At 31.4% G+C, this 20,682-nt stretch carries 22 protein-coding genes and 1 pseudogene; 14 read left to right on the top strand and 9 right to left on the bottom strand.

The window, feature by feature from the left end:
- Positions 1-464 precede the first annotated feature (464 nt).
- The 4 genes and pseudogenes from AAGU22_RS11020 to AAGU22_RS11005 all read left to right on the top strand — a co-directional run.
- Entirely contained in the window at positions 465-626 is a 162-nt protein-coding gene (locus AAGU22_RS11020) for a hypothetical protein (RefSeq protein WP_458719156.1), read from the top strand.
- Between the two features lie 77 nt (positions 627-703).
- Complete coding sequence (locus AAGU22_RS11015) at positions 704-1,216, top strand: helix-turn-helix domain-containing protein (protein WP_458719155.1); 513 nt, start codon at positions 704-706, stop codon at positions 1,214-1,216.
- The gene (locus AAGU22_RS11010) at positions 1,180-1,713 is read left to right on the top strand and encodes a transposase (RefSeq protein WP_458719154.1); all 534 of its coding nucleotides are present in this window, start codon (positions 1,180-1,182) and stop codon (positions 1,711-1,713) included. The genes AAGU22_RS11015 and AAGU22_RS11010 overlap by 37 nt, the downstream gene beginning before the upstream one ends.
- 32 nt (positions 1,714-1,745) lie before the next feature.
- Positions 1,746-1,880 (top strand): annotated as a pseudogene (locus AAGU22_RS11005) (transposase); the annotation flags it as partial.
- A 14-nt stretch (positions 1,881-1,894) separates the two neighbouring features.
- Here the strand turns inward: AAGU22_RS11005 and AAGU22_RS11000 are convergent.
- Together AAGU22_RS11000 and AAGU22_RS10995 are read right to left on the bottom strand one after the other, a co-directional pair.
- The gene (locus tag AAGU22_RS11000) at positions 1,895-2,227 is read right to left on the bottom strand and encodes a hypothetical protein (protein WP_458719153.1); all 333 of its coding nucleotides are present in this window, start codon (positions 2,225-2,227) and stop codon (positions 1,895-1,897) included.
- A gap of 438 nt (positions 2,228-2,665) precedes the next feature.
- Positions 2,666-4,114 (bottom strand): hypothetical protein, encoded by a 1,449-nt coding sequence (locus AAGU22_RS10995; protein WP_458719152.1) that lies wholly within the window; start codon positions 4,112-4,114, stop codon positions 2,666-2,668.
- Positions 4,115-4,160: 46 nt separating this feature from the next.
- On the opposite strand from AAGU22_RS10995, the gene AAGU22_RS10990 reads away from it, so the two are divergent.
- Positions 4,161-4,385 (top strand): hypothetical protein, encoded by a 225-nt coding sequence (locus tag AAGU22_RS10990; RefSeq protein WP_458719151.1) that lies wholly within the window; start codon positions 4,161-4,163, stop codon positions 4,383-4,385.
- Positions 4,386-5,524: 1,139 nt separating this feature from the next.
- On the opposite strand, the gene AAGU22_RS10985 is transcribed toward AAGU22_RS10990, so the two are convergent.
- The gene (locus tag AAGU22_RS10985; protein ID WP_458719150.1) at positions 5,525-6,250 is read right to left on the bottom strand and encodes a hypothetical protein; all 726 of its coding nucleotides are present in this window, start codon (positions 6,248-6,250) and stop codon (positions 5,525-5,527) included.
- Positions 6,251-6,454: 204 nt separating this feature from the next.
- On the opposite strand from AAGU22_RS10985, the gene AAGU22_RS10980 reads away from it, so the two are divergent.
- The gene (locus AAGU22_RS10980) at positions 6,455-6,799 is read left to right on the top strand and encodes a glycosyltransferase (RefSeq protein WP_458719149.1); all 345 of its coding nucleotides are present in this window, start codon (positions 6,455-6,457) and stop codon (positions 6,797-6,799) included.
- Positions 6,800-7,239: 440 nt separating this feature from the next.
- Positions 7,240-8,217 carry an SMP-30/gluconolactonase/LRE family protein gene (locus tag AAGU22_RS10975; RefSeq protein ID WP_458719148.1) on the top strand — a complete coding sequence of 326 codons (978 nt, stop codon included), beginning with the start codon at positions 7,240-7,242 and terminating at the stop codon, positions 8,215-8,217.
- A gap of 8 nt (positions 8,218-8,225) precedes the next feature.
- Here AAGU22_RS10975 and AAGU22_RS10970 read toward each other — a convergent pair whose 3' ends face one another.
- A complete protein-coding gene (locus AAGU22_RS10970) occupies positions 8,226-8,552 on the bottom strand; it encodes a site-2 protease family protein (RefSeq protein ID WP_458721779.1) in 327 nt (108 codons plus the stop codon).
- Positions 8,553-9,103: 551 nt separating this feature from the next.
- On the opposite strand from AAGU22_RS10970, the gene AAGU22_RS10965 reads away from it, so the two are divergent.
- The 3 genes from AAGU22_RS10965 (at position 9,104) to AAGU22_RS10955 (ending at position 13,136) form a co-directional block, all read left to right on the top strand.
- Entirely contained in the window at positions 9,104-10,243 is a 1,140-nt protein-coding gene (locus AAGU22_RS10965) for a CgeB family protein (protein WP_458719147.1), read from the top strand.
- Positions 10,244-10,577: 334 nt separating this feature from the next.
- Positions 10,578-11,633 carry an NAD-dependent epimerase/dehydratase family protein gene (locus AAGU22_RS10960; protein WP_458719146.1) on the top strand — a complete coding sequence of 352 codons (1,056 nt, stop codon included), beginning with the start codon at positions 10,578-10,580 and terminating at the stop codon, positions 11,631-11,633.
- Positions 11,634-11,663: 30 nt separating this feature from the next.
- The gene (locus tag AAGU22_RS10955; RefSeq protein WP_458719145.1) at positions 11,664-13,136 is read left to right on the top strand and encodes an MATE family efflux transporter; all 1,473 of its coding nucleotides are present in this window, start codon (positions 11,664-11,666) and stop codon (positions 13,134-13,136) included.
- Positions 13,137-13,153: 17 nt separating this feature from the next.
- Here AAGU22_RS10955 and AAGU22_RS10950 read toward each other — a convergent pair whose 3' ends face one another.
- From AAGU22_RS10950 to AAGU22_RS10940, 3 genes are all read right to left on the bottom strand, one after another.
- Entirely contained in the window at positions 13,154-15,373 is a 2,220-nt protein-coding gene (locus tag AAGU22_RS10950) for a hypothetical protein (protein ID WP_458719144.1), read from the bottom strand.
- A gap of 1,398 nt (positions 15,374-16,771) precedes the next feature.
- Positions 16,772-16,975, bottom strand: a complete 204-nt coding sequence (locus AAGU22_RS10945) for a hypothetical protein (protein ID WP_458719143.1) — start codon at positions 16,973-16,975, stop codon at positions 16,772-16,774.
- 109 nt (positions 16,976-17,084) lie between these two features.
- Entirely contained in the window at positions 17,085-17,231 is a 147-nt protein-coding gene (locus tag AAGU22_RS10940; protein WP_458719142.1) for a hypothetical protein, read from the bottom strand.
- Positions 17,232-17,741: 510 nt separating this feature from the next.
- Here AAGU22_RS10940 and AAGU22_RS10935 point away from each other — a divergent pair.
- Positions 17,742-17,891 carry a hypothetical protein gene (locus AAGU22_RS10935; protein ID WP_458719141.1) on the top strand — a complete coding sequence of 50 codons (150 nt, stop codon included), beginning with the start codon at positions 17,742-17,744 and terminating at the stop codon, positions 17,889-17,891.
- Between the two features lie 110 nt (positions 17,892-18,001).
- The gene (locus AAGU22_RS10930) at positions 18,002-18,970 is read left to right on the top strand and encodes a glycosyltransferase (RefSeq protein ID WP_458719140.1); all 969 of its coding nucleotides are present in this window, start codon (positions 18,002-18,004) and stop codon (positions 18,968-18,970) included.
- On the opposite strand, the gene AAGU22_RS10925 is transcribed toward AAGU22_RS10930, so the two are convergent.
- Entirely contained in the window at positions 18,938-19,309 is a 372-nt protein-coding gene (locus tag AAGU22_RS10925; protein WP_458719139.1) for a hypothetical protein, read from the bottom strand. The two genes, AAGU22_RS10930 and AAGU22_RS10925, sit on opposite strands and share 33 nt — an antisense overlap.
- A 650-nt stretch (positions 19,310-19,959) precedes the next feature.
- Here AAGU22_RS10925 and AAGU22_RS10920 point away from each other — a divergent pair.
- Positions 19,960-20,100, top strand: coding sequence for a hypothetical protein (locus AAGU22_RS10920; RefSeq protein WP_458719138.1), 141 nt, complete (start codon positions 19,960-19,962; stop codon positions 20,098-20,100).
- A 174-nt stretch (positions 20,101-20,274) separates the two neighbouring features.
- On the opposite strand, the gene AAGU22_RS10915 is transcribed toward AAGU22_RS10920, so the two are convergent.
- Positions 20,275-20,400, bottom strand: coding sequence for a hypothetical protein (locus tag AAGU22_RS10915; RefSeq protein ID WP_458719137.1), 126 nt, complete (start codon positions 20,398-20,400; stop codon positions 20,275-20,277).
- A 103-nt stretch (positions 20,401-20,503) separates the two neighbouring features.
- Between AAGU22_RS10915 and AAGU22_RS10910 the strand changes: the two genes are divergently transcribed.
- Positions 20,504-20,656, top strand: coding sequence for a hypothetical protein (locus AAGU22_RS10910; protein WP_458719136.1), 153 nt, complete (start codon positions 20,504-20,506; stop codon positions 20,654-20,656).
- The last annotated feature ends 26 nt before the right edge of the window (positions 20,657-20,682 follow it).

Genomic DNA, 20,682 nt, shown 5'->3' with positions numbered 1-20,682 from the left:
CAACAGGTATCGTTTCCCCCATATTGTATCCCATAGGTTCTCCAAATTAATCTATGATAGTTTACAAAAGCGCGTATTGATAAAATACATTTGTGAATCTTAATTTAGATTAGGAGAAATAAAGTTAACTCAAGCAAATTAGTATGACCTAATCTTAATTTTCTCAAAAATGTTTTATTATTTTTAACTATTATAAAGTAACATATTGTATAAAGGCGTTACAGAATAATGCTTCTTATGATCTAAATTTGATATTTTATTCTCTTTAAGATTGTTACCTAGAGGTATATCTGTTCCATTGATTAACTTTATTACAATTATACGTAAAAGGCTAAAGTGAGATAATAAAATGAAATCATCTGATTTAATACGGCGTTTGAGAATTTTCATGATTAAAACATTTTATTTTAGAGCCTATCCCAAAATTCGATAGGATTATAGATCCTTATCTCTCTTGCTAAACTGTGACCTGTATCCAGAAGGAAGTGGAAGTAAGATATGATAAAGACCATCATCTTCCTCCCATCATAAGGATTCCAGATAAATTATGGGATGAAATTAAAAAGGTGCTGCCTAAAGAAAAGCCGTCCAAGACTGTAGGTATACCAATTAAGATAATTACCTGAACCCTCATTCAGAGTCCCTCCATACTTTCTCCAAATGTTTATAGCTGAGATGATCATATCCCCATTTTGCACATCAATTGACTATTGTCGACAAGAAGACATCGTTTGAGAGGGTTTGTAGAACTGAAAAGGATGTAAAGGTGAAGGAAAGAATGTTGCTTATTCTTAATGTTGTATACTACGATAGGATTGCATCTCAAGTAGCCAGAACACTTCACAAAAGCAAGGGCTGGGCGTCCCAGTGGTTAAAAAGATACAGAGAAGAAGGTCTAGAAGGGTTGAAAGACAGACCGAAAGGCGGTAGACATTCTCAAATATCTAAACAGGTAGAATACAGGATAAGGAAAACCCTAAAAGAGAGTAACACTGACTGGAGCACAAAACAGGTTGAAGAGTTAATAATACATGAAAGTGGGATAAGATATCACCATAATTACATTTATTGCATTGTTAAAAGGTGGGGTTTTAAACAGAAGGTGCCAAGGAAGGTACATGTAAACACCGCTTCAAAAGAGGAAAAAGAGGAATTCAAAAAAAGACCACTCGGATACTTGTGGGTATCAGATACAAAAAGAAAGAGTTTACGCTAGTATCTTTAGATGAATCTTTTCTATTCTATGATTCTCTTGTTAGAAGGGTCTGGATTGAAGAGGGCAAAAGACCTGTTGTCAGAATAACAGGTTCACACAAGCATTCATGTTTGTTTGGTGCCATAGACATAGAAGGAAAACAGCTCTTCAGACAGTATGATAAATTCAACAGCGATACCTTCCTTGATTTCCTAAAGACAATTCATCATAAATTTCCACGATGTTATCTGTTTATGGATAAAGCGTCACCACATTACAGGTCAAAGAAGGTAAAAGATTACCTCGAACAAAACAAGGACACACTCATCCCAGTATATCTACCAACAGCATCACCTGAGTTCATGATGTTAGAAGAGGTCTGGAATATAGCCAAACACGACCTGCTTTTACTGAAATACTATCCATCGTTTGAGGATTTTAAACAAAAGATATCTTGCTATTTCAGAACTAAAAAATTTGGTCTTAACATGAGAAACTATTTGCTAAGGATGGTTTAAGAACATATGTGAAATGGTATAGACCAATCACACCATACAGAAAAGTACTTGATGGAATCCTCTACGTACTTAGAACAGGATGTCAGTGGAAAATGTTACCTGGAGAATACGGTTCTGGCTCTACCTGTCACCGACGATTTCAAGAATGGAATGGACTGAATGTTTTCAAAAAAATGGAGGATTAATGTTTATAAAATGCTTTCACATGTGGTCTAAACATGTAATAAATTATAGCTCCACTTATGATCATACCTACTATGTGGCTGGCTAGTCCATATAAGGCTGAAGAAGTAATGGATCCAGCTATTATAGCTGAAATAATTTGAATAATGAGACCAATTATGGTTACTATGATTGTTATTGCCCATGCCCAACCCTTTCCTTTTAACAGGCCATATGACACTATTAAATATGCAATCCCAAGAATCAACATTACCATGCCTATAGCTATTGGAATCGCTCCTAGGGATGCAAGCTCAGAGGCCTCAGGAGAATTAGCGCTAGTTTGTCCCATTTCTGTTAAAGAAACTGATAACAGTGCGCCAAGTCCAATGAGGGTTATCCCACCTATTATTATTAGAATTGCTATAATTGTAACGCCTATAGGTCATTTTGTGTTTGTAGTCAAATTAAAACCAAAATTATTATTAAATAGGGTAATATGTTAATTTGGTCTGTACGATTAATTTGGGATTACCCAAATTTTAGGGTAGTATACTAATAATTGTTATTAGATCTGTACTGAAGTAAAGAGCTAAAATCCTTTTATTATTCAAATCCTATTAAATAATTTCTATATTTGTATAGAATCACATTTTTCCTTTTTAGATCATATTTTCTGGTAATTAATCATTAATACAATACTGTGTTGAGCTAAAGTTATATTCAAAGTAAATCTCTTTTTTTTATTTTATACAAGTATAATGCTATTACACCTACATTTTGTAACTTACTAATTATATGTAAAAATCAAATTTGACACAGTTCTTAATGTGATTGTAACTAAACATAATACTATTGATATAAATGCTATCTTCCCTGCTGATTTGACTCTAAAAATATAATACAAGGTTACAGCCGCAGGTATTTGAAACGGTATGTTATATAAAATTCGACTTTGAAAAATGTTATTGCCCAAAAAAACAGGTACAATCGATAAAATTAAAATCACTGAAATAAATAGGGTTAAAGTATTAAATTTATAAAAATAAGCTATCCAGCCTATGCAAAGCGCAAGAATAACACCATTTGCTGTTATTCCACCGTTTTGTAACATGACTGAATATGTTAAGCTTTCCAAACTAGTAGATAAATTCTTAAAAGTTAAACTGTCAAAAATGTTATTAAGATCGGTCAAATTATTGGGTTGATTCACTTCAACCAATAACGGTAGTAAAATATTTCCTAGCAAATATGGAGTAAATAGTACTAGTGAAAAAATTATAGCCTTTCTAATTCTGAACTTTAAATCAATTGTATTGTCTTTTATTATGTAGATAATTGAGAAAACAATCAATATTGGGGTCATCATTATCCAACTATAAACATGTGTAAACCTTAGCAGTATTATCAAAATTATCAAAATTATAAGGTATTTATTTTCAGATGATTTCAGATACTTCAATATTCCGTAAACTGAGAAATAGAATAATGTCAATGCAAACCAGTTCGCAAGTAAACCACCATAAATTCCAACTAATATTTGGGGTGATATCGTTGTCAAAAAAGCTGCAATTAGAGAAACTATCTGGTTATTTGTGAATTCCCTGACCAAATAATAAACTGATAATACCAATAAGGGTGATAGTATGATAGGAACGATCGTATCAACTAGAGTATCAAAATCTACTGGAACTAGAATGGATAAAACTACCATGATAAATAATGTCAGAGGTCTATCCCCAGAAGCCGCATTTGGATGGGTCCCAAATTGTATTTGAAATGATTCTAAGAATGAATGGTATAGATCTTTATTCGTAGTCAAAACTTTTACTGTATAACCATAGTTCCCTGTATCTACCGAAATGCTTTTATTTTCCAAGTTAAGAAACGGTAGATGTGGCAAAAGTGCAATCAATATTGAAAAAAATAATATTAATGTCAAAATAGGGATGCTATATGAAACTCTTAAATTTGTGCGATCTTGACAAGAGTTTTCCATAGACTGCCTATCTTTTAGGTTTATTAATTTTGAAGAGAAATCTGCTATCCATCTGAACGGTACTGCAAATAGTAAAACAAGAACAAAAAAAGGTGAAAAACTTGTGAACATTAAAAAAATTTCATACAAGTAGTTTCTTAATGTGGAAAATTCTTTTTCAAAATCAAGTAAAATCGAGAAATTGATTAATAAAGCTAAAGAGGAAAGGACTATGAGTGTAAGGCTAAAATAAATTGTCAATAAACCTTTATCCAGCGTTAATAACCGAATGTTTTTCTTCGAACATATGTACATAATAGTAACATTGATAAAAAAAATGAGGATTAAGAAATCTATGAATAAATCCAAAGAAAGTATATATCCTATAACCGAGAAAATGATAAAAGCAGATCCTATTGCCGATTTTAAAACTATTTTGATGTTCCAGGATAGGATGATTATTGTATTCCCAATTAATAACAACGTTAAATCTATAGGCGGATTGATAAATGAAAAATCAGTTATAAATTGATGAGTTATTCTTTGATAAAAAGAATATAATGTTATGTTAAATAAATCAAATATGTGATAGACGGAAGTTATCGATAATATTACAATGGAGATACAGTTAATATGTAAAATTATATTGGATCTATTAAATCTACTAATCAAATTATCAATAATTCCATCCAATACATTTAGTAAAATATACATTGTTTAAAAGTCCTTATAACCTTTTCAGTGAAAAAAGTCTCGTAGTTCAAATTTCATTATTTAGAGATCAAACCATTTAATTCCTAGGATTTAGACAATCTTTCAATAGTGATAAATGAATAAAGGAAGGGACATTAGTAATTGGTGGTTCAGGCTTTATAGGTAGCTAGAATGTTGAAAAGCTGATAGAATCTAGAGTTGAAAGGATCAAAGTGATTGATAATTAGCATTAGCGGATTATACTAATATATCAAATCATATAGAGAATGATCGTATTAGTTTCTGTAAGGTGAATCTTTCTGATTCTGATACGAAAGAAAACCTGATTGCCAATATAGATGCTCTTTCATTTTGCTGCTTTCGCTAAGGTGCGCCTAGTGAAATTCCTACTCCAGAACATTCTGGACCATTAATTCCCATATCACATTATGATTCCCTTGAACTTGTATGCGAGTCATTAACATCTTCCTATTTGTATACCTATGGAATTTATGGCTTAATTTTAGATTAGTTAATGTCGTAGGTTCAAGGAGCAGATTGGTTGATTTGGGATTTTATAGAAAAAATGAAACAAGACAATCAAGAATTGTCTATCTTAGGCAAGGATACTCAGTATAAGAAGTATATAAAGACTATATCGAGATTGATATACACTTTTAATTCTCTAGAAGATAAAGCAAAATATTTTGAACATAGGTATAGTTGATCCTGTCAATGTAATTTCAATTGCTAATCAAATATGCAAAGCTATGATGATAAATGATGCTAAATTTAAAATTATTAGACCTACAGCGTAGAGAAATGGATGGCTAGGTGAAGTTAAAAATATGAATCTGGAGATTTCAAAATTGTTAAGCCTAGGATTATTACATAAATATCAAATCATAGAAGCAATTAAAATGGCCATACCAGAGGTCTTAAAGTGTGTTAACTATAATAAAAAAAAGAAAAAAATGGTTATCTGATTGATTGTGCTAATGCATTACTTCCTGTATTACTTTGTGCCTGGAAATTCAGATTATTGCCAGAACTGAATGTATATCCTCCTGAAGTTACTTGACTGTTTTGGCTACTTGATTGTGATTGGCCAATTCCTTGATTAGCTGAATTGCCACCACTACCACTTCCACCTTGTTGTGCTGCGGCATTACTTCCTGTATTACTTTGTGCCTGGAAATTCAGATTATTGCCAGATCCTTCGGAATTACCGCCAGAAGATACTTGACTATTTTGTCTATTTGATTGTGATTGGAATATTCCTTGATTAGCTGAATTGCCACCATTATTATCGTTATCTCTGCCATTGTCATTGTCATTATCTCTGCCATTGTCATTGTCATTATCTCTGCCATTGTCATTGTCATTATCATTATCTCTGCCATTGTCATTGTCATTATCTCTGCCATTGTCATTGTCATTATCTCTGCCATTGTCATTGTCATTATCGTTACTTTGTGCAGCGGCATTACTTCCACTATTTCTTTGCTCCTGTACATTCACATTATTGCCAGATCCTTCGGAATTACCGCCGGATGATACTTGACTGTTTTGGCTACTTGATTGTGATTGGCCTATTCCTTGATTAGCGGAATTAGTAGTTGCTTGTGTTAGCATTGTTGAGCCGCTAATTAAAGCTGCAGATAGTACGGCAATCATGCCTATTAGTAGGATTTTGTTAATCATTATAATTTCTAGTGACATTAGACTATATAACCTTTACATAAAATAGTACTATTCGTTTTAATAACTTTAACATGTCGCTTAAACAAATAACAACCTATTATTCAAACACAAATGCAATTGTGTATAAAGACCATTAGATTCCAATACTATAATAAAATAATATAGCTTAAATTAAAGATCGATATAAACTTAGTTCTAATCAAATTGAATAGATCAAAGACAGTTACAATTATTGCACCCATATTAAATAAAGAACAATCTATAAAGAAAACAATCGATTCTATTCCACTTGGCTATTTAAATAAAGTTTATAATGTTAATAAATTAGTTGTACATGGAAATTCATTCGATAAAATTGTATATGTAGCAAAAGAAAGCAGAGCAAAAGTAATTGTTAAAGAAAATAGGGATTATGAAAGAGCTTATAAAACGGGTTTTTTACAAGCTTCTGGTGAGACAACCATTACTATGGATGGTAACTTTATCTATCCAGCCGAAAAGATATCCGAGTATTTGTTTTTTGCGAAAAAAATAATCTTAATTTCTTAATTGTGAATAGATTTAGTTCAATGGAGAAAGATTCAATGAATACTTTGCATAAAATGGGTAATAATTTACTCTCCGAAACCTTGCGATTAATATATTCAATAAATATCAAGGACTCCCAATCAGGTATGTGGATAATGAAAAAAAGTTTTGTAGATACTATTAATCTTTTCTGACGGTATGTCATTTTCCCGTGATATTAAAATCGTTGCATTCAAATACTTTAAATTCCATGAAGTTAAGGGTTCTTATTTTAAGCAACTTGGAAAAGTGAAGATTAGCTTAATAAATGATAGATTTTCTGATCTTAAAAACTTATTTACATTTAGAAACCAGTTGCCTTATTGTACAAAAGACATATTATTAAAGCCGCTGCCAGTCATTAAAAGTTAATGAATTTCATTTCAACCAGATCTTATTTTTTTTACTGTAACTTATGTTTGTTGACTTTACTTTCAACATTATATTTTTTCGATAATTCCTACGGTTCTGAAGAATACATTTTCGATAAAAGATGGCATACAAGTTGTGATGTTATAGAGGGAAACTGGGCTTGTGACTCTAAGATATTGAATGCTGACGGCTCCTTTCGATTTCCTACCGGTATTGCAATCGATAAGGACGGAAATGTATATGTAGCAGACTCTTGGAATAACAGAATTCAAAAGTTTACCTCCGATGGTACCTTCATAACTAAATGGGGCACAAGCGGGTCTGACGACGGAGAATTCAGATTTCCTACCGGTATTGCAATCGATAAGGACGGAAATGTATATGTAGCAGACTTTAGTAATGACAGAATTCAAAAGTTTACCTCCGATGGTACCTTCATAACTAAATGGGGCACAAGCGGGTCTGACGACGGAGAATTCTTACGTCCTTATTATATTGGAGTTGATGGATCAACTAACTCTGTATATATATCCGATTTTAGTAATAGTAGAATTCAAAAGTTTACCTCCGATGGTACCTTCATAACTAAATGGGGCACAAGGGGATCTGACGATGGAGAATTCGGTACTGGCGACGGTACTTTTTTTACTGGCCCTACCGGTATTGCAATCGATAAGGACGGAAATGTATATGTAGCAGACTTTAGTAATGACAGAATTCAAAAGTTTACCTCCGATGGTACCTTCATAACTAAATGGGGCACAAGCGGGTCTGACGACGGAGAATTCAGATTTCCTACCGGTATTGCAATCGATAAGGACGGAAATGTATATGTAGCAGACTCTTGGAATAACAGAATTCAAAAGTTTACCTCCGATGGTACCTTCATAACCCAAGTAGGATCGATGGAATGGGATGACAATACAAGGTCTTTTGAAGGAATATTTGATCTAAAACTTTTTAACCATACTATCATTGTTTCGGACTCGAGAACTGATTCAATTGAAATATTGTCTTTAGTAAATTAAACCTGTTATTAGGAATTTGATATTTTTGACATTGATTTAAAGTCGTTATACAAAAATATTAAATAGATGATTAAGATAAGTACGCTATACTGTGAACTGCTCATAATTATATAAAATACAAGAATTATACTCATTACATAGAATACTTCATTTAAATAAAAAAATAATTTAATTGGCGGTTTATTTCTATCTTGAAATTTCCTACACAGATTTAGATATACTAAATCGCCTCCATCAAATGGGAGTATAGGAATTAAATTAATAAATCCTAAAGAAAAATTATATACAAATAAAAGATATAAAGATTTTTCTAAAGTTTCTTTGATTGGAAACATGTCTCCAGCGAACTGATTATGGTAGTACCAAAGTATAAGGAAACATATACCAATAATAATATTAGTCAATGGACCTGATAAAAATAAAATTATCATACTTTTTAAATTAATATGATTGTTATTATCAAATATAATTAATCCCCCAAAACATGAGAATATTATTTTGTTAATTTTTATTCTTCCTATTAATGCTCCAATTAGATGACCAACATCATGAATGGCTAAACTGGCAATCAATAAGAATAGGTTAGTAATACTTACAATCAAGATTTCTGTATTTGTTAAACTAAAGTCACTAAAGGTACTAAAATAGATAAAATTTATACAGAGAAGAATTCCAATATTTACCAAAAAAGATTTGTTCAACATCAATACTGTGTTATTAAATAAAATCAAGGCTAATCTGCTAATCTAATAAAGTTATGATTTCAATCAATTTCAATCACACAAATCATTTTTTATTTCAATCATTTTTAATCATACATTTAAATTTATTATATTTAAGTTTATAAATATATCTGCATGAATATCTAATGGTAATATAAGAATCGATGAAATTAATTATACTATGCTCTGCTTTAGATCTAACCAAACCATATGGTTCAACACCAGCTTTATGGCAACTCTTTAAAGGACTATCTGAAAGTGGTAATGAGTTATTCATAATGCCATATCATGGTCATGCTATCGATTCATTATGGTGGAAAAGTATTCCTAATCCAAACTATCTGGAAGGAGAAATTTTGCAAAGACTGATGAATCTTTTTAAAGCTTCAAAGAGAAATAAATCTCGTATTATACCTTTCTTTGCTAGAGCCATCACCACACCAAAAATAGAAAATACTTTGCTAAAGTACCTTAACATTCAAAAAAACGTTGACGCAGTAATAATGGTAAATATACCACTTAACCAAATTAAGGGATTGGCTAGAAAAATAAAATCTCGTTACGGTATTCCCGTAATGCTTTATGATATAGATGTGCCTACTTCATTACCCTCAGGCGGGGGATTTACCTTCAATCATTATCTAGGAGCAAATTTAACTGAATTTGATTCCTTTATCATCCCGTCTGAAGGATCTATTAATATCTTAAAGGAAATGGGTGCCAATAATGTGGATATTCTGCATTTTGGAGTTGATCCTGAGGTATATAAATTGGATGATCCCGGTCCAAAAGAGTTTGATCTTTTTTTTTATGGGACGGGTGGAAAATCTAGAGAAAAAAATATCAGGTCGATGATTACTGAACCGTCAAAAAAAGTCTCTGCAAAATTTTTGATTAGTGGGAATGACTATAATTTTGACCTTGGAAATTCTACTCTTATTCCATTATTATCTTTTAATCGATGGAAAAATCATTGTGGAAGATCAAAAATCAATTTGAATGTGGTGAGAGATTTACATGCTAGCGTTTATGCGACATCGACTTCTCGACCATTTGAACTCGCTGCCATGAATTGTTGCATTGTCTCTTCTCCTTATTCGGGCTTAGAACGATGGTTTGACATAGGGAAAGAAATAATTGTTGCAAATTCTCCTAATGATGCTATAGGAATATATCAAAATTTATTAGATGATCCTGATCAAAGAGATAAAATGGGCCGATTATCATATAATCGAGTAATAAAAGAACATACTTCCAAGCATAGGGCAATGGAGATGTTAAAAATAATAGAAAAATATAGATAGATGTTTTATCTTTAGTTTTTATTCAAATTGATTATTGACAAATAATACAATTGATTTTTTTATACCCACAACACTAAAATCTTAGAAATAAGTATCATTCAAATTCTATATGACTTATTATACGACTACCTGATAAACTACTCACATGTTAGTTTTACTATTGATTAATAAACTCTATAGAATTGATATTCTTATCATTTAGTATCTGAAAATACTTTGAATTCAAAAATCTTTTCACCATCTACTTTAATTTAATAATGAGAGATGATCCAAATAAGGAACTTTAAAATGTGTTTAATAATAATTAAATAGGTACTTATCAATTCATTATCTGTTGAAATCTACAGCGCACAGACAGCAACAAAACTGGAAGGAAAAAAATGTCGTTGTCACTGGAGGAGCAAGTTTTATTGGCAGTCATTTAGTAGATAGATTGGTAAACTTTGGCGCTAATGTTACTGTAATAGATGACCTTAGCAGTGGAAAGTTAGTGAACCTTTCTCAATCTAAAAATAAAATCAAGTTTGTCAAAATAGATCTAGAATATGGATCGAAAGATGAATTATTCCAAATGTTTAGGGATCAACACTACGTATTTCATTTGGCCGCTATTCACGGAGGAAGAGGATTTATATCTTCTCATCCTGCTGATGTTTGCTCTAATTTATCTATTGATCATCATGTATTTGAAGCAAGTATGAATTCTAATGTAGAGAATTTAGTCTTTGCTAGCACAGCTTGCGTCTATCCTACTAATTTACAGAAGGATATCGGATCTGATTACAAACTGAGAGAATCTGATTCTAATCCTTTTGATTTGGAAACTCCTTTAAGTGCGGATATTGAATATGGCTGGGGTAAATTGATGAGTGAAATCCAATTGAATTCTTTTAAGAAGCAATATGGTTTAAAATGTTGTCCAGTAAGATTTGTTACTGCATATGGTCCAAGAGAGAATGAGACACATGCCATTATTGCGCTAATATATAAGGCTGTTGAAAAAATGAATCCATTTGAAATCTGGGGCAGTGGACAGCAAGAACGGGATTTTACATATGTTGAGGATATAGTTAACGGCACTATCAAAGCAGCCGAGATGGTAACTGATGGTACTCCAATTAACTTAGGAACTGGAAAAAGGTACAAAATAATCGATGTGGTAGAAATGATATTTAAAATTCTAAAGTGGCATCCAAAAAATATAATATTTGATGACTCAAAACCTGTAGGGGCTTTGTCCAGGGCATTGGATAATTCTCGGGCCAATAACATGCTACATTGGACACCTGAATTTACATTAGAGGAGGGGTTAAAAAAAACAATTGATTGGTATGTTTCCAGCCATAAAATTGAAGGTAGAATCGGAGCTGAGAAATTATTTAATCATTAATGCTCACAAAATTTAAGGGGTATCATACTAATGGATCCGAAAAAGAATGTATTTTTTACCTCAATGGGTCTTTTTTTACCATCTATTTTTACATTTTTATTCTGGTTCATAGTAGCTAAAATAAATGGGCCTGAATCTGTAGGGATTGCCTCCACTATTGTTTCATTTGTAATAATTCTTACTACTATTTTTAGTTTTGATCTTCATATTGGAATGAAAAGACTCTTAGCTAAGTACAATGTAGAACGAAATGAAAATGAATATGCTAATATCTTTACGTCAGTATTATTATTCTTTACTATTTCTTCTTCGGTTGCTTCTGTATTAATATTTTATCCTATTAACATGTTAGAGATAATAGGAATAGATAATAATTACTATTGGATTATTATTGTAGCTGTTTTCTTACTTTCATATCATAATCTTTTTATAGAATCTTTTATTTCTTCTATGCGGTCAAAGGATTTTTTTACATATGTATTTGTGGGTTCTCTACTTCGATTTCCGGTTCTCGCGATTCTATATAGTTTAGGCTATAAAGATTTGAGTACCATAATATCTTATTATATATTGTATTTTACAGTCGTCACTTTCTCTATATTATTTTACATAAGAAAGATTAAATTCAAGATACCTAGATCAGTTTGGGTTCCAACAATACGCTCTTTAATATCGATTAGTACAGCTAGTTGGATTCCAAATATAATCAATGTATGTGGATTCTGGATGGGTGTTATAATTGTATATTCTTTAGACGGATCACAAGCCGGAGGACAATTCTATATAGCAGTAGGTATTTTTTCAGTGGTACTGTTTATTGTTTCTGGTATTAGTAAAGTTACCCATGGGATCATTCAAACCATTGAAGAGAATAGCCAGCTAGGTTATTTATCGTACTCTATAAAAATAGCCTTAGTTTTAACTATTCCTGTTTCTACATCTCTTTTATTTTTTTCATCCAGTTATTTGGGGATTCTTGGCGAAGAATTTGAAGCGTCGCAACTTAACTTGTCAATACTTATGCTTGGAATGCCCTTTGTTATCATTTCTGAATTGGTGTACTATTATCTATATGGATTAGGACATAATAAAGAAGTTTTGATGCTTGGATTGATTGGAAATATACCTCGTGTTATAATTTATTTCCTTATAACTTTTCTGTTTGATTCGACATTTGCTGCGTTAAGTTACTTTGTAGGATCTGTTACACAATCATTATTTTCATTTCGATTAGGCAATATCAAAATTCAAGTATTGGAAATTAAAAAAAACATCTTTATTATATTCATACCAATGATTTTTGCGATTCCATTATGGTTATTGAATTTAAATTTTATTTTGTCAACAGTAATCATATTATTAGGATCAGTAATTTTGTACATTCGCTTAGATTTCTTTGATAAAACTGATGTGTCCAAGATATTGTATGCCATGATGCCAAGTAGAAAAGCAAGACAGCTGTCAGAGTTATTTGAGAAAGTAATTTTACTAATAAAGAAATAATACAATACAATAAACAATTAATTCAAACTGATAACTTTGTAGAGGGTCGATTCTCCATACTCTTTTATTTTTAACAAAAATGGCATATTTGAGAAAATGATTTTATATTCGGAGGGATTGTAATTTCTTGGAACATTTTCCTCCACTCCAGCTAATTCTGCAGGAACTCTATGATTAAAATCTGAATCAAGAAGAATATATTTTATATTATACCTTTCAACAAATGATTTTAAGAGTGATGGTTTATCCCATACGATTACAGTATCTTTGCCCATTTGCACTTCTTCAGGAAGGATTGGAATCGGAATAGCAGTTACGTTATTGAGCGAGAATGACATAAGCTTTTTACTTGCGTACGTATAATCAGTCATGATCAAATCTGTTTTATTTATATTGTTACTGATCCAGTCAAACAATTTATAATCATTATGAAAATTCGTATTAACAACCTGCCAGCCCCAAAACGTAGCTTGTTCTAGAGAAGCATTAGATATTAGTGATGGAATGAATGTTCCTGTGATAGCTATGAACAAAATTATTAAATGTAAATAAAACATTAATTTCCCCCTCTCATGATTTCCGATCTGCAACTTCTTAAGATTTACAATCCATTTGATAAAATCATAAATATATAACGGTGTTACTATGCCATTCAATAGTATCATAAAAACGAATAGCCTCCCACCAAGGATAAACCACAATAAGTCATTTAAGAATTGGAATGTAAAAGATGATAAAGTGAGTATTAACGAAGTGATTAAATAGAAACAACTTATTTGTATTCTGTTCTTTCTCAAAATAGAAAGCGCAGAGAAAATTAAAAGTGAAATAGACCAATAGCCTGACAGATCTGAAAAGGACGTAGGATTTAGTACAACCGATGTATAGAAATAAGAATTGTTTTTGATACGATTTAGCAGTGTAAAGAAATTATTATTTGAATTTTGAAACTGTTCAATTATAACATTAGATAAAGATAGTAAAAAGAATATCGATAAAGAAATAATTATTATATTTACTATCTTTAATATTCTCTGGTTGTCTATTGTTTGAGATGACTGAGAAAACAATCTTTTGATTATTCTTTTTGATATAGTAAACCGTTCGAACAAGTAGTAAATTCTCTTAATAACCAAATAGCTTAATGGAATTATTACAAATGGTGTATAACTTAACAGAATTCCAATTATTGAAACTATTAATACAACAAAATAATTTTTTTTATGATCTCTTCTAAAGTCATTTATAACAAAGTAAACAAAAAAGAATTGAATAAGAAAGAAATACCCTAACAAGTTTGCATAAGGTGTATTATAGAAAAAACCCAAAAACCATTTTTCTAAGAACCTAATGTCATGGACATGAGAAAAGATAATAGAACATGAAACCATTGCAATTAAAGATAATGTAATAGATTTATTGATATAGTAAACAATTACAAAACAACTTATTATGATAAGAATAGTAATAACAGCACTAAATAAGAGGATCGATTGGCCCGGATAAAGATCCATTAAAAGGGAAATATTTGCAGAATTAATATGAAATCCAAAAGGCTCGAACCAAGGTTGACTAGGAGCAATAGGTTCTAAGGTCGATGTAATCTTCTGGTTATATATCAGCAAATTCGTCAACATTCCGTGATTAATACTATCTACTCCTGGAGCCCAACCCATATGACTCGTAATATTAGAAAAGATAATGATTATCAAGACCATCAAAAATGTAATTATAAAGTCGGGATTAGTTAAATTGATGGTGCGAATCCTTTTCACTATAAAGTCGGGATTAGTTAAATTGATGGTGCGAATCCTTTTCACTATAAAGTCGGGATTAGTTAAATTGATGGTGCGAATCCTTTTCACTATAAAGTCGGGATTAGTTAAATTGATGGTGCGAATCCTTTTCACTATAAAGTCGGGATTAGTTAAATTGATGGTGCGAATCCTTTTCACTCGCATTCTATTTCTTTTTTTATTGAAAGATGAAATTATTAGGATTACATATGAAATAATGGTAATTAGAATCAGATTGATGGCTCCAATATAAAAGAAACCTATAATTGTTAAAATTATGGTTAATATAGGTAATCCAAAAATAATAGATATTAACATTCTGATAGAGAAAGGCTGATTCTTGATTCTTTCTCCTATTGTTAAATATCCTAATGGAAAATAAATGAGCAATTGACTAACAATTGCAAATAATACATTATGGAAAGAAAAAAGAATCCACACACTTGGTTATCAGAAGGGATCTTAAAAATTTTCTTAATACAACTAGGGTTCTGATATCTTTAGAGGATAGTATGCCTGAATCTAATTCCAAATCGATACATGATTCCGTTTGATCAAACGAGACAGTCTTTCAGATGCTCTCCTAAGAGACAGGCCTGAAAAATACCAATACAAACCATAGCAAACATATTCTAAAGAAGGTATTCTGTTTCTGATGTTCATAGAAGAGATAGAACATCTTCAAGCTATAGGCTTATCGTTAAATGAACAGAGACACAACTAGCATTACTTGACATGAATATTTTGAAGATTTCAAATTACACTTTTCTACCAAATGCTAAATACATGATGATATATAGCCCCCAATTTTTAGACCCAATTTTTTATCCGTCTATCATGTGATAAACCCTCAATTCAAAGATCTAATGTGTTTCGATGCTAATGTATGAAGCGTTTCAAAGAATTGTACATGAGAAGCATGATAGCCTTGGATTATTTGTTTGATGAACTAAATCTATTTTATCTATAGTAATTATATCATATTCTAATCTATTTATAATAGTAAACTCAATTTTGTCGATTGATATGTACAATTTCCTTAATGGGCATGTCTCAATTTACCATGAACAGTTAACTGTTAAGATATAATTTTTATAAATGAGAATGAGTAGGCTGTTATGTACTTGTAATAGAAAAATAAAACTTTTCAGAATAACGAAACACGCCAAAAACACTTTGATATAATCAATCTATTTAGAAGAAATACTGATGTTTTTGGTGTAATCATTATGAAAATAGTGCAATTTAATAGTATATTGATTCTACATTTTTCCAGGTATATTTACCTTTTTTTTCAAATAAATGCTATTAGAAGGTATTAGGATTAGCATTGGTAGGTAATTCCTAATACTATACAAAAGTATGACTTTTTAATTTACAATAAAACTAAACTAAGTAATAATAAAATGAACCGATTATTACATGACACAGAATCTATAATTCATCCATACCAAATTTATGGAAACATGAATTGCATTTGAATTTTTCCCTTCCAGGACTATTGGATATTACATCAAGTTGGCCTTTTGTCCTACAATTCGGGCACTTTCCGTAAATAGTCTTTTTCGTAATTTTAATTAGAAAAAAAGATTATATAAATCATTTTTTACTAATTGCTAACCTATATTTTTTGAATGTGCTTTTTCTGTATTACCATTTGGTAGGCTTTCGATTGAAATAAACTTTATAATAATTAGACTTTGATATGTATAGAAATATCAGCGGAGCTTCCAACGATTCAATTTATATCCTACAATTTTCTTTAAAATAATAAATATGAACGTATAATTTAATCCAGTGTCTTTCCGATGCAACTTTGTCTTGATCGTTAAAATCTATTTATTCAATAAGGTTAATACCATATAATTGAGCCGTAAGGCTGATTTCATTTCCTTTTTCTTCCAGACTAAAAATTCTATGAGGAGATCTTTTCTTGTTATTGAAATTAGTAAAAGTCTCGTTAATTATTTTCATTGGCCAATAACCGGTTGAAATCAAAGGTAAACCTTTTTTTAGTATGACGGTTTCAAAATTTTGAAACATTATTAGTTAAAATTGCTGTCATGCAAATCAGTTTCTCTGTATTTTGAATAGATAAATTAATTGAAGGATCCTCATACATTTGTAATATTGGTAAATGTTCTTTTTTTATCTAAAAACATATTGCTTTCATTAACTTTGGATGGTATTTCTTTTTTAAGATACAAATTTCCAAAGCCAATTTTTTTAACCATGACATGAACAGAGATCCATTACAACCTAAATCAAACAAAGAAGCATTTTTATCTGCTTTAACCATTATCAGGCTCTGTAAATGTAACGAAAAATATATAGCTTTAATTCGCACTTATTATTCATGATTTATCAGATAATAAGGAATAGAACGAGGCTTGAGGATATTATCATGCTGCTAATCTATATTTTGATGGTCTTTCCTTAAGTAAAACTTCTAAAGCCTTACCAGATTTGTCAAAAAAAGTCAATACCGCAATCAGAGATTGGATTCATAAGTATAAACATCAGAGGTTATCATCAAAGACAAAGAAAATTGACGAATATATCATTGAAGAAACCTTGATAAAGGTTGGTTCAGAATTTATTTGGCTTGGTAAAGATGGAGACCGAAAATAGTCAAATTCTCGCACTAACTATATCTAAAGAATGAAACATGTTTGTAGCAGAACGATTCTTATCAGACTTTCAAAGATTATGGAAAACATCCAGTTTCCACAGATGGTGGTACATGATATCCACAATACTGTGCGTTTTTTAAAATAAAGCTCACATTCATTCCTCTTTGGAGAAAAGTTTGATAGAAAGAACGATTGAGTATATCAAGTACAGGACAGGAAGCTTTGATGACTGCTTTCCATGGAGAAAACAAAACTGCAAGTTAAATCATGTCAAAGAATGGATGAAATTGTTCGCATATCATTATATCAATAGCCTTAGAGCTTAACTTTACAGAGCCAGTTTATCTATTCTTACGATTAATATACAAATACTTTCAATATGATAATGGTCATAAGATTGTTTATAAATAGTATACCATTTCATATGTATAGTTAATTGCAAGATAAACTATCTACTGATAAATTGAATTTAAAGGATTTGAATATAGATACAAAGATAGAAGTTATTATTCCAACATTGAATGAAGAACATACAATAGGTGACTTGATCCGTGATATACGTGCTCCTGCTCTGACTATGGTATCGTCCATAGTGGTAATAGATGGTGGATCAACAAATCGTACACTAGATATATGTAGAAAAGAAAACGTAAGATTCATAATTCAAAAAGGAAAAGGAAAAGGAAATGGAATGCGAGAAGCCGTCCTTCAGTCAGAAGCAGATATAATTGTATTCATAGATGGTGACGGCACATATTCTCCCTGTGATCTAGTATTACTACTAGAACCATTGTTAAACGGTAGAGCTGATATGGTTGTAGGATCAAGGGTTAAGAGCAAAAGAGAAAAAGGTTCTATCTCATTTTTCAACCGTTTTGGTAATAGAATCTTTAACCGTACAATTAATTTTGCAATGGACTCGACAATTACTGATTCTCTTTCTGGATATCGAGCTCTATATAAAAAAGAGTTCATAGACCTTGTCCTTTTTAGTGATGCATTTGAAATTGAGGTAGAAATGACAGTAGAGGCGTTGGCTAAAGGATACAGAGTGGTAGAAGTTCCAATTAATTATGGGATGAGAAAGGGATCAAAGACAAAATTACAACCCTTAGGTGATGGCATTAAAATTGGCAGCACACTTTTATTTATTTTAATGAATGTGAATCCCTTAAAATTTTTTGGAATTGTTTCTTTAGTTTTTTTTGCTGTGGCGCTGTGGCCTACTACTCAAGTGTTGTATGAAAAGATAGTTTTTGATGAGATCGTTTCTATTCCGGCAGTAGTTCTTTCGGCTCTTTTAATAGTAACTGGAATACTATCACTGGTTATAGGCATGTTGGCCGAACTTGTGGTAAGATCAAGAAGGAGATTAGAATTTCTGGTCAATAGAATTAAGGAGTAAATTATAAATCTGATTCTTGATTTCTTTATCAACTCTTAATATGAACGTGATATGGATTTTTTCTCTAAACAAATCATCTCTGACAACAATTGTAAATGCAAGAAAATAGTAAATACTAGTAGGAAACTCTAATACCTTTATTTCAACATCTTCTAGCCTGTTTTGTAAATACCTCACGGAGGTTCTTACTTTGTCTACTCGTTCTCCGCATTTGGTACATTTCTTAATTTTAGCACCTTCTAAATATGTCTTTTTACACGGTCGACATATTACAGGATGGAATCCTTGTAGGCTTTTGTTAATCGCATATTTAATCCCAAGTTTATTATTATCCTTCATAATATTAAACAAAGTGTCGAAACTGAGTTTGTTTCGTTTATCTAACCCGAATGTGAGTGAATAGAATGAATTTCTAATATGATTAATCAGATCCTGTTCAAAATTTCCCCTATCCTGAAATTAAAATACTGTATGAGTTTTCTGAGAGAAATAAAGCATAGAGAAAAATATAGCAAAGATAATTCATTAGATCTATTAACCGTAGCACTATCTTCGTTTGCCCTTTGTTTAGATAAAGTATCATGATTATAACCTATTACTCTTTCATTTAGACACGTTCTAACGTTGATTTCAAATTCAGATAATTCTTTATTTGAATGAGGGGAAAAGGTACTATTTTTCTATATGAATCAAGAGACCATTCTTTTCTCTCTGTGCTATGTTAAAGATCATAATAAAACGAGCAAAAGAAAGTTTTGCTACATAGTGTAGAATTTAGTAAAAAGTAAATTTCTTACACTGGCCCTTACAATAGCAGACCTGCCCGAAAAGCTCAAAAACTTTTGCAGTTTATCCAATTTTTCAATTATATTTTCGTTCAGAGAATAATTACTATTGTCAATAATAAAAAAGGTCTGCCTTTTCTGTTGAATGGCTAGGAATAATTTAGGAGTTTTTTATGATGTAATATATTAATTTTCCTATGAACAATGAAATGTTATGGAACGACATTGAATCCAAGAGATTTAAGACATTCCACTATTTCCATTGCATTCGCAGAGCTTACTCCTATACCTTTCAAGGTTGATATGACATTACTCTCATCAACAGTAGCCCTAGGTCCTCAGTAATAATACAATCTTTCCATCCTCTCCCAGAATTACTGCTTCACAAAATGGGGTCTATGTCGTCGGGGAAGATAGAACGCGGGAGGGTACTGACATTTTTTATACTAAAAGCTTAGACAAAGGTCTGACTTTTTCCTCGCCTTTAGGCATGACCAAGACATTTTTGACATTTACATATCAAAGGAGTATGCCATTTTCTGTGATTGGTCCTTCATTTAGTCCCTCCGTTTCATCTTCAGGCACCAAGGTATTTGTGGGGTGAGAAGACAACACTCCTGGAAACGACGAAATTCTGCTTGCCATAAGTAATCATAGTGAAAGTATATTCGATAGTGTATTTAACATTAGTAACACCGGTGGATGTTCTATTCATCCACAAATTGCAGCTTCAGGTGGCAATGTATATGTGGGGTTGGAGTATACTTCGACCGGTAGCTCTGAGATAATGATTGTCAGAAGTTTCGACAACGGATTCACATTTGAAGCACCCATTAACCTTAGCAGCAATACAGGTCCGTCAATGAATCAGGTTCTCATCGCTTCGGATGAAAACGTATAGATGATCCGGCAGGATACATCGCTTGG

The organism is Candidatus Nitrosocosmicus sp. R (genome assembly GCF_054408505.1).
Note: the sequence above shows the minus strand (reverse complement) of the source record. Positions and strands in the feature narration are given on the sequence as shown.

What these genes read in the sequence shown, in the direction of transcription:
- AAGU22_RS11000 (WP_458719153.1), bottom strand. Translation starts at nt 2,227, where the DNA reads ATGGGACAAACTAGCGCTAATTCTCCTGAGGCCTCTGAGCTTGCATCC.
- AAGU22_RS10990 (WP_458719151.1), top strand. Translation starts at nt 4,161, where the DNA reads ATGTACATAATAGTAACATTGATAAAAAAAATGAGGATTAAGAAATCT.
- AAGU22_RS10985 (WP_458719150.1), bottom strand. Translation starts at nt 6,250, where the DNA reads ATGATTAACAAAATCCTACTAATAGGCATGATTGCCGTACTATCTGCA.
- AAGU22_RS10970 (WP_458721779.1), bottom strand. Translation starts at nt 8,552, where the DNA reads ATGTTTCCAATCAAAGAAACTTTAGAAAAATCTTTATATCTTTTATTT.
- AAGU22_RS10965 (WP_458719147.1), top strand. Translation starts at nt 9,104, where the DNA reads ATGAAATTAATTATACTATGCTCTGCTTTAGATCTAACCAAACCATAT.
- AAGU22_RS10955 (WP_458719145.1), top strand. Translation starts at nt 11,664, where the DNA reads ATGGATCCGAAAAAGAATGTATTTTTTACCTCAATGGGTCTTTTTTTA.
- AAGU22_RS10945 (WP_458719143.1), bottom strand. Translation starts at nt 16,975, where the DNA reads ATGTTTCAAAATTTTGAAACCGTCATACTAAAAAAAGGTTTACCTTTG.
- AAGU22_RS10940 (WP_458719142.1), bottom strand. Translation starts at nt 17,231, where the DNA reads ATGGTTAAAGCAGATAAAAATGCTTCTTTGTTTGATTTAGGTTGTAAT.
- AAGU22_RS10925 (WP_458719139.1), bottom strand. Translation starts at nt 19,309, where the DNA reads ATGAAGGATAATAATAAACTTGGGATTAAATATGCGATTAACAAAAGC.
- AAGU22_RS10920 (WP_458719138.1), top strand. Translation starts at nt 19,960, where the DNA reads ATGAAATGTTATGGAACGACATTGAATCCAAGAGATTTAAGACATTCC.
- AAGU22_RS10915 (WP_458719137.1), bottom strand. Translation starts at nt 20,400, where the DNA reads ATGGCAAGCAGAATTTCGTCGTTTCCAGGAGTGTTGTCTTCTCACCCC.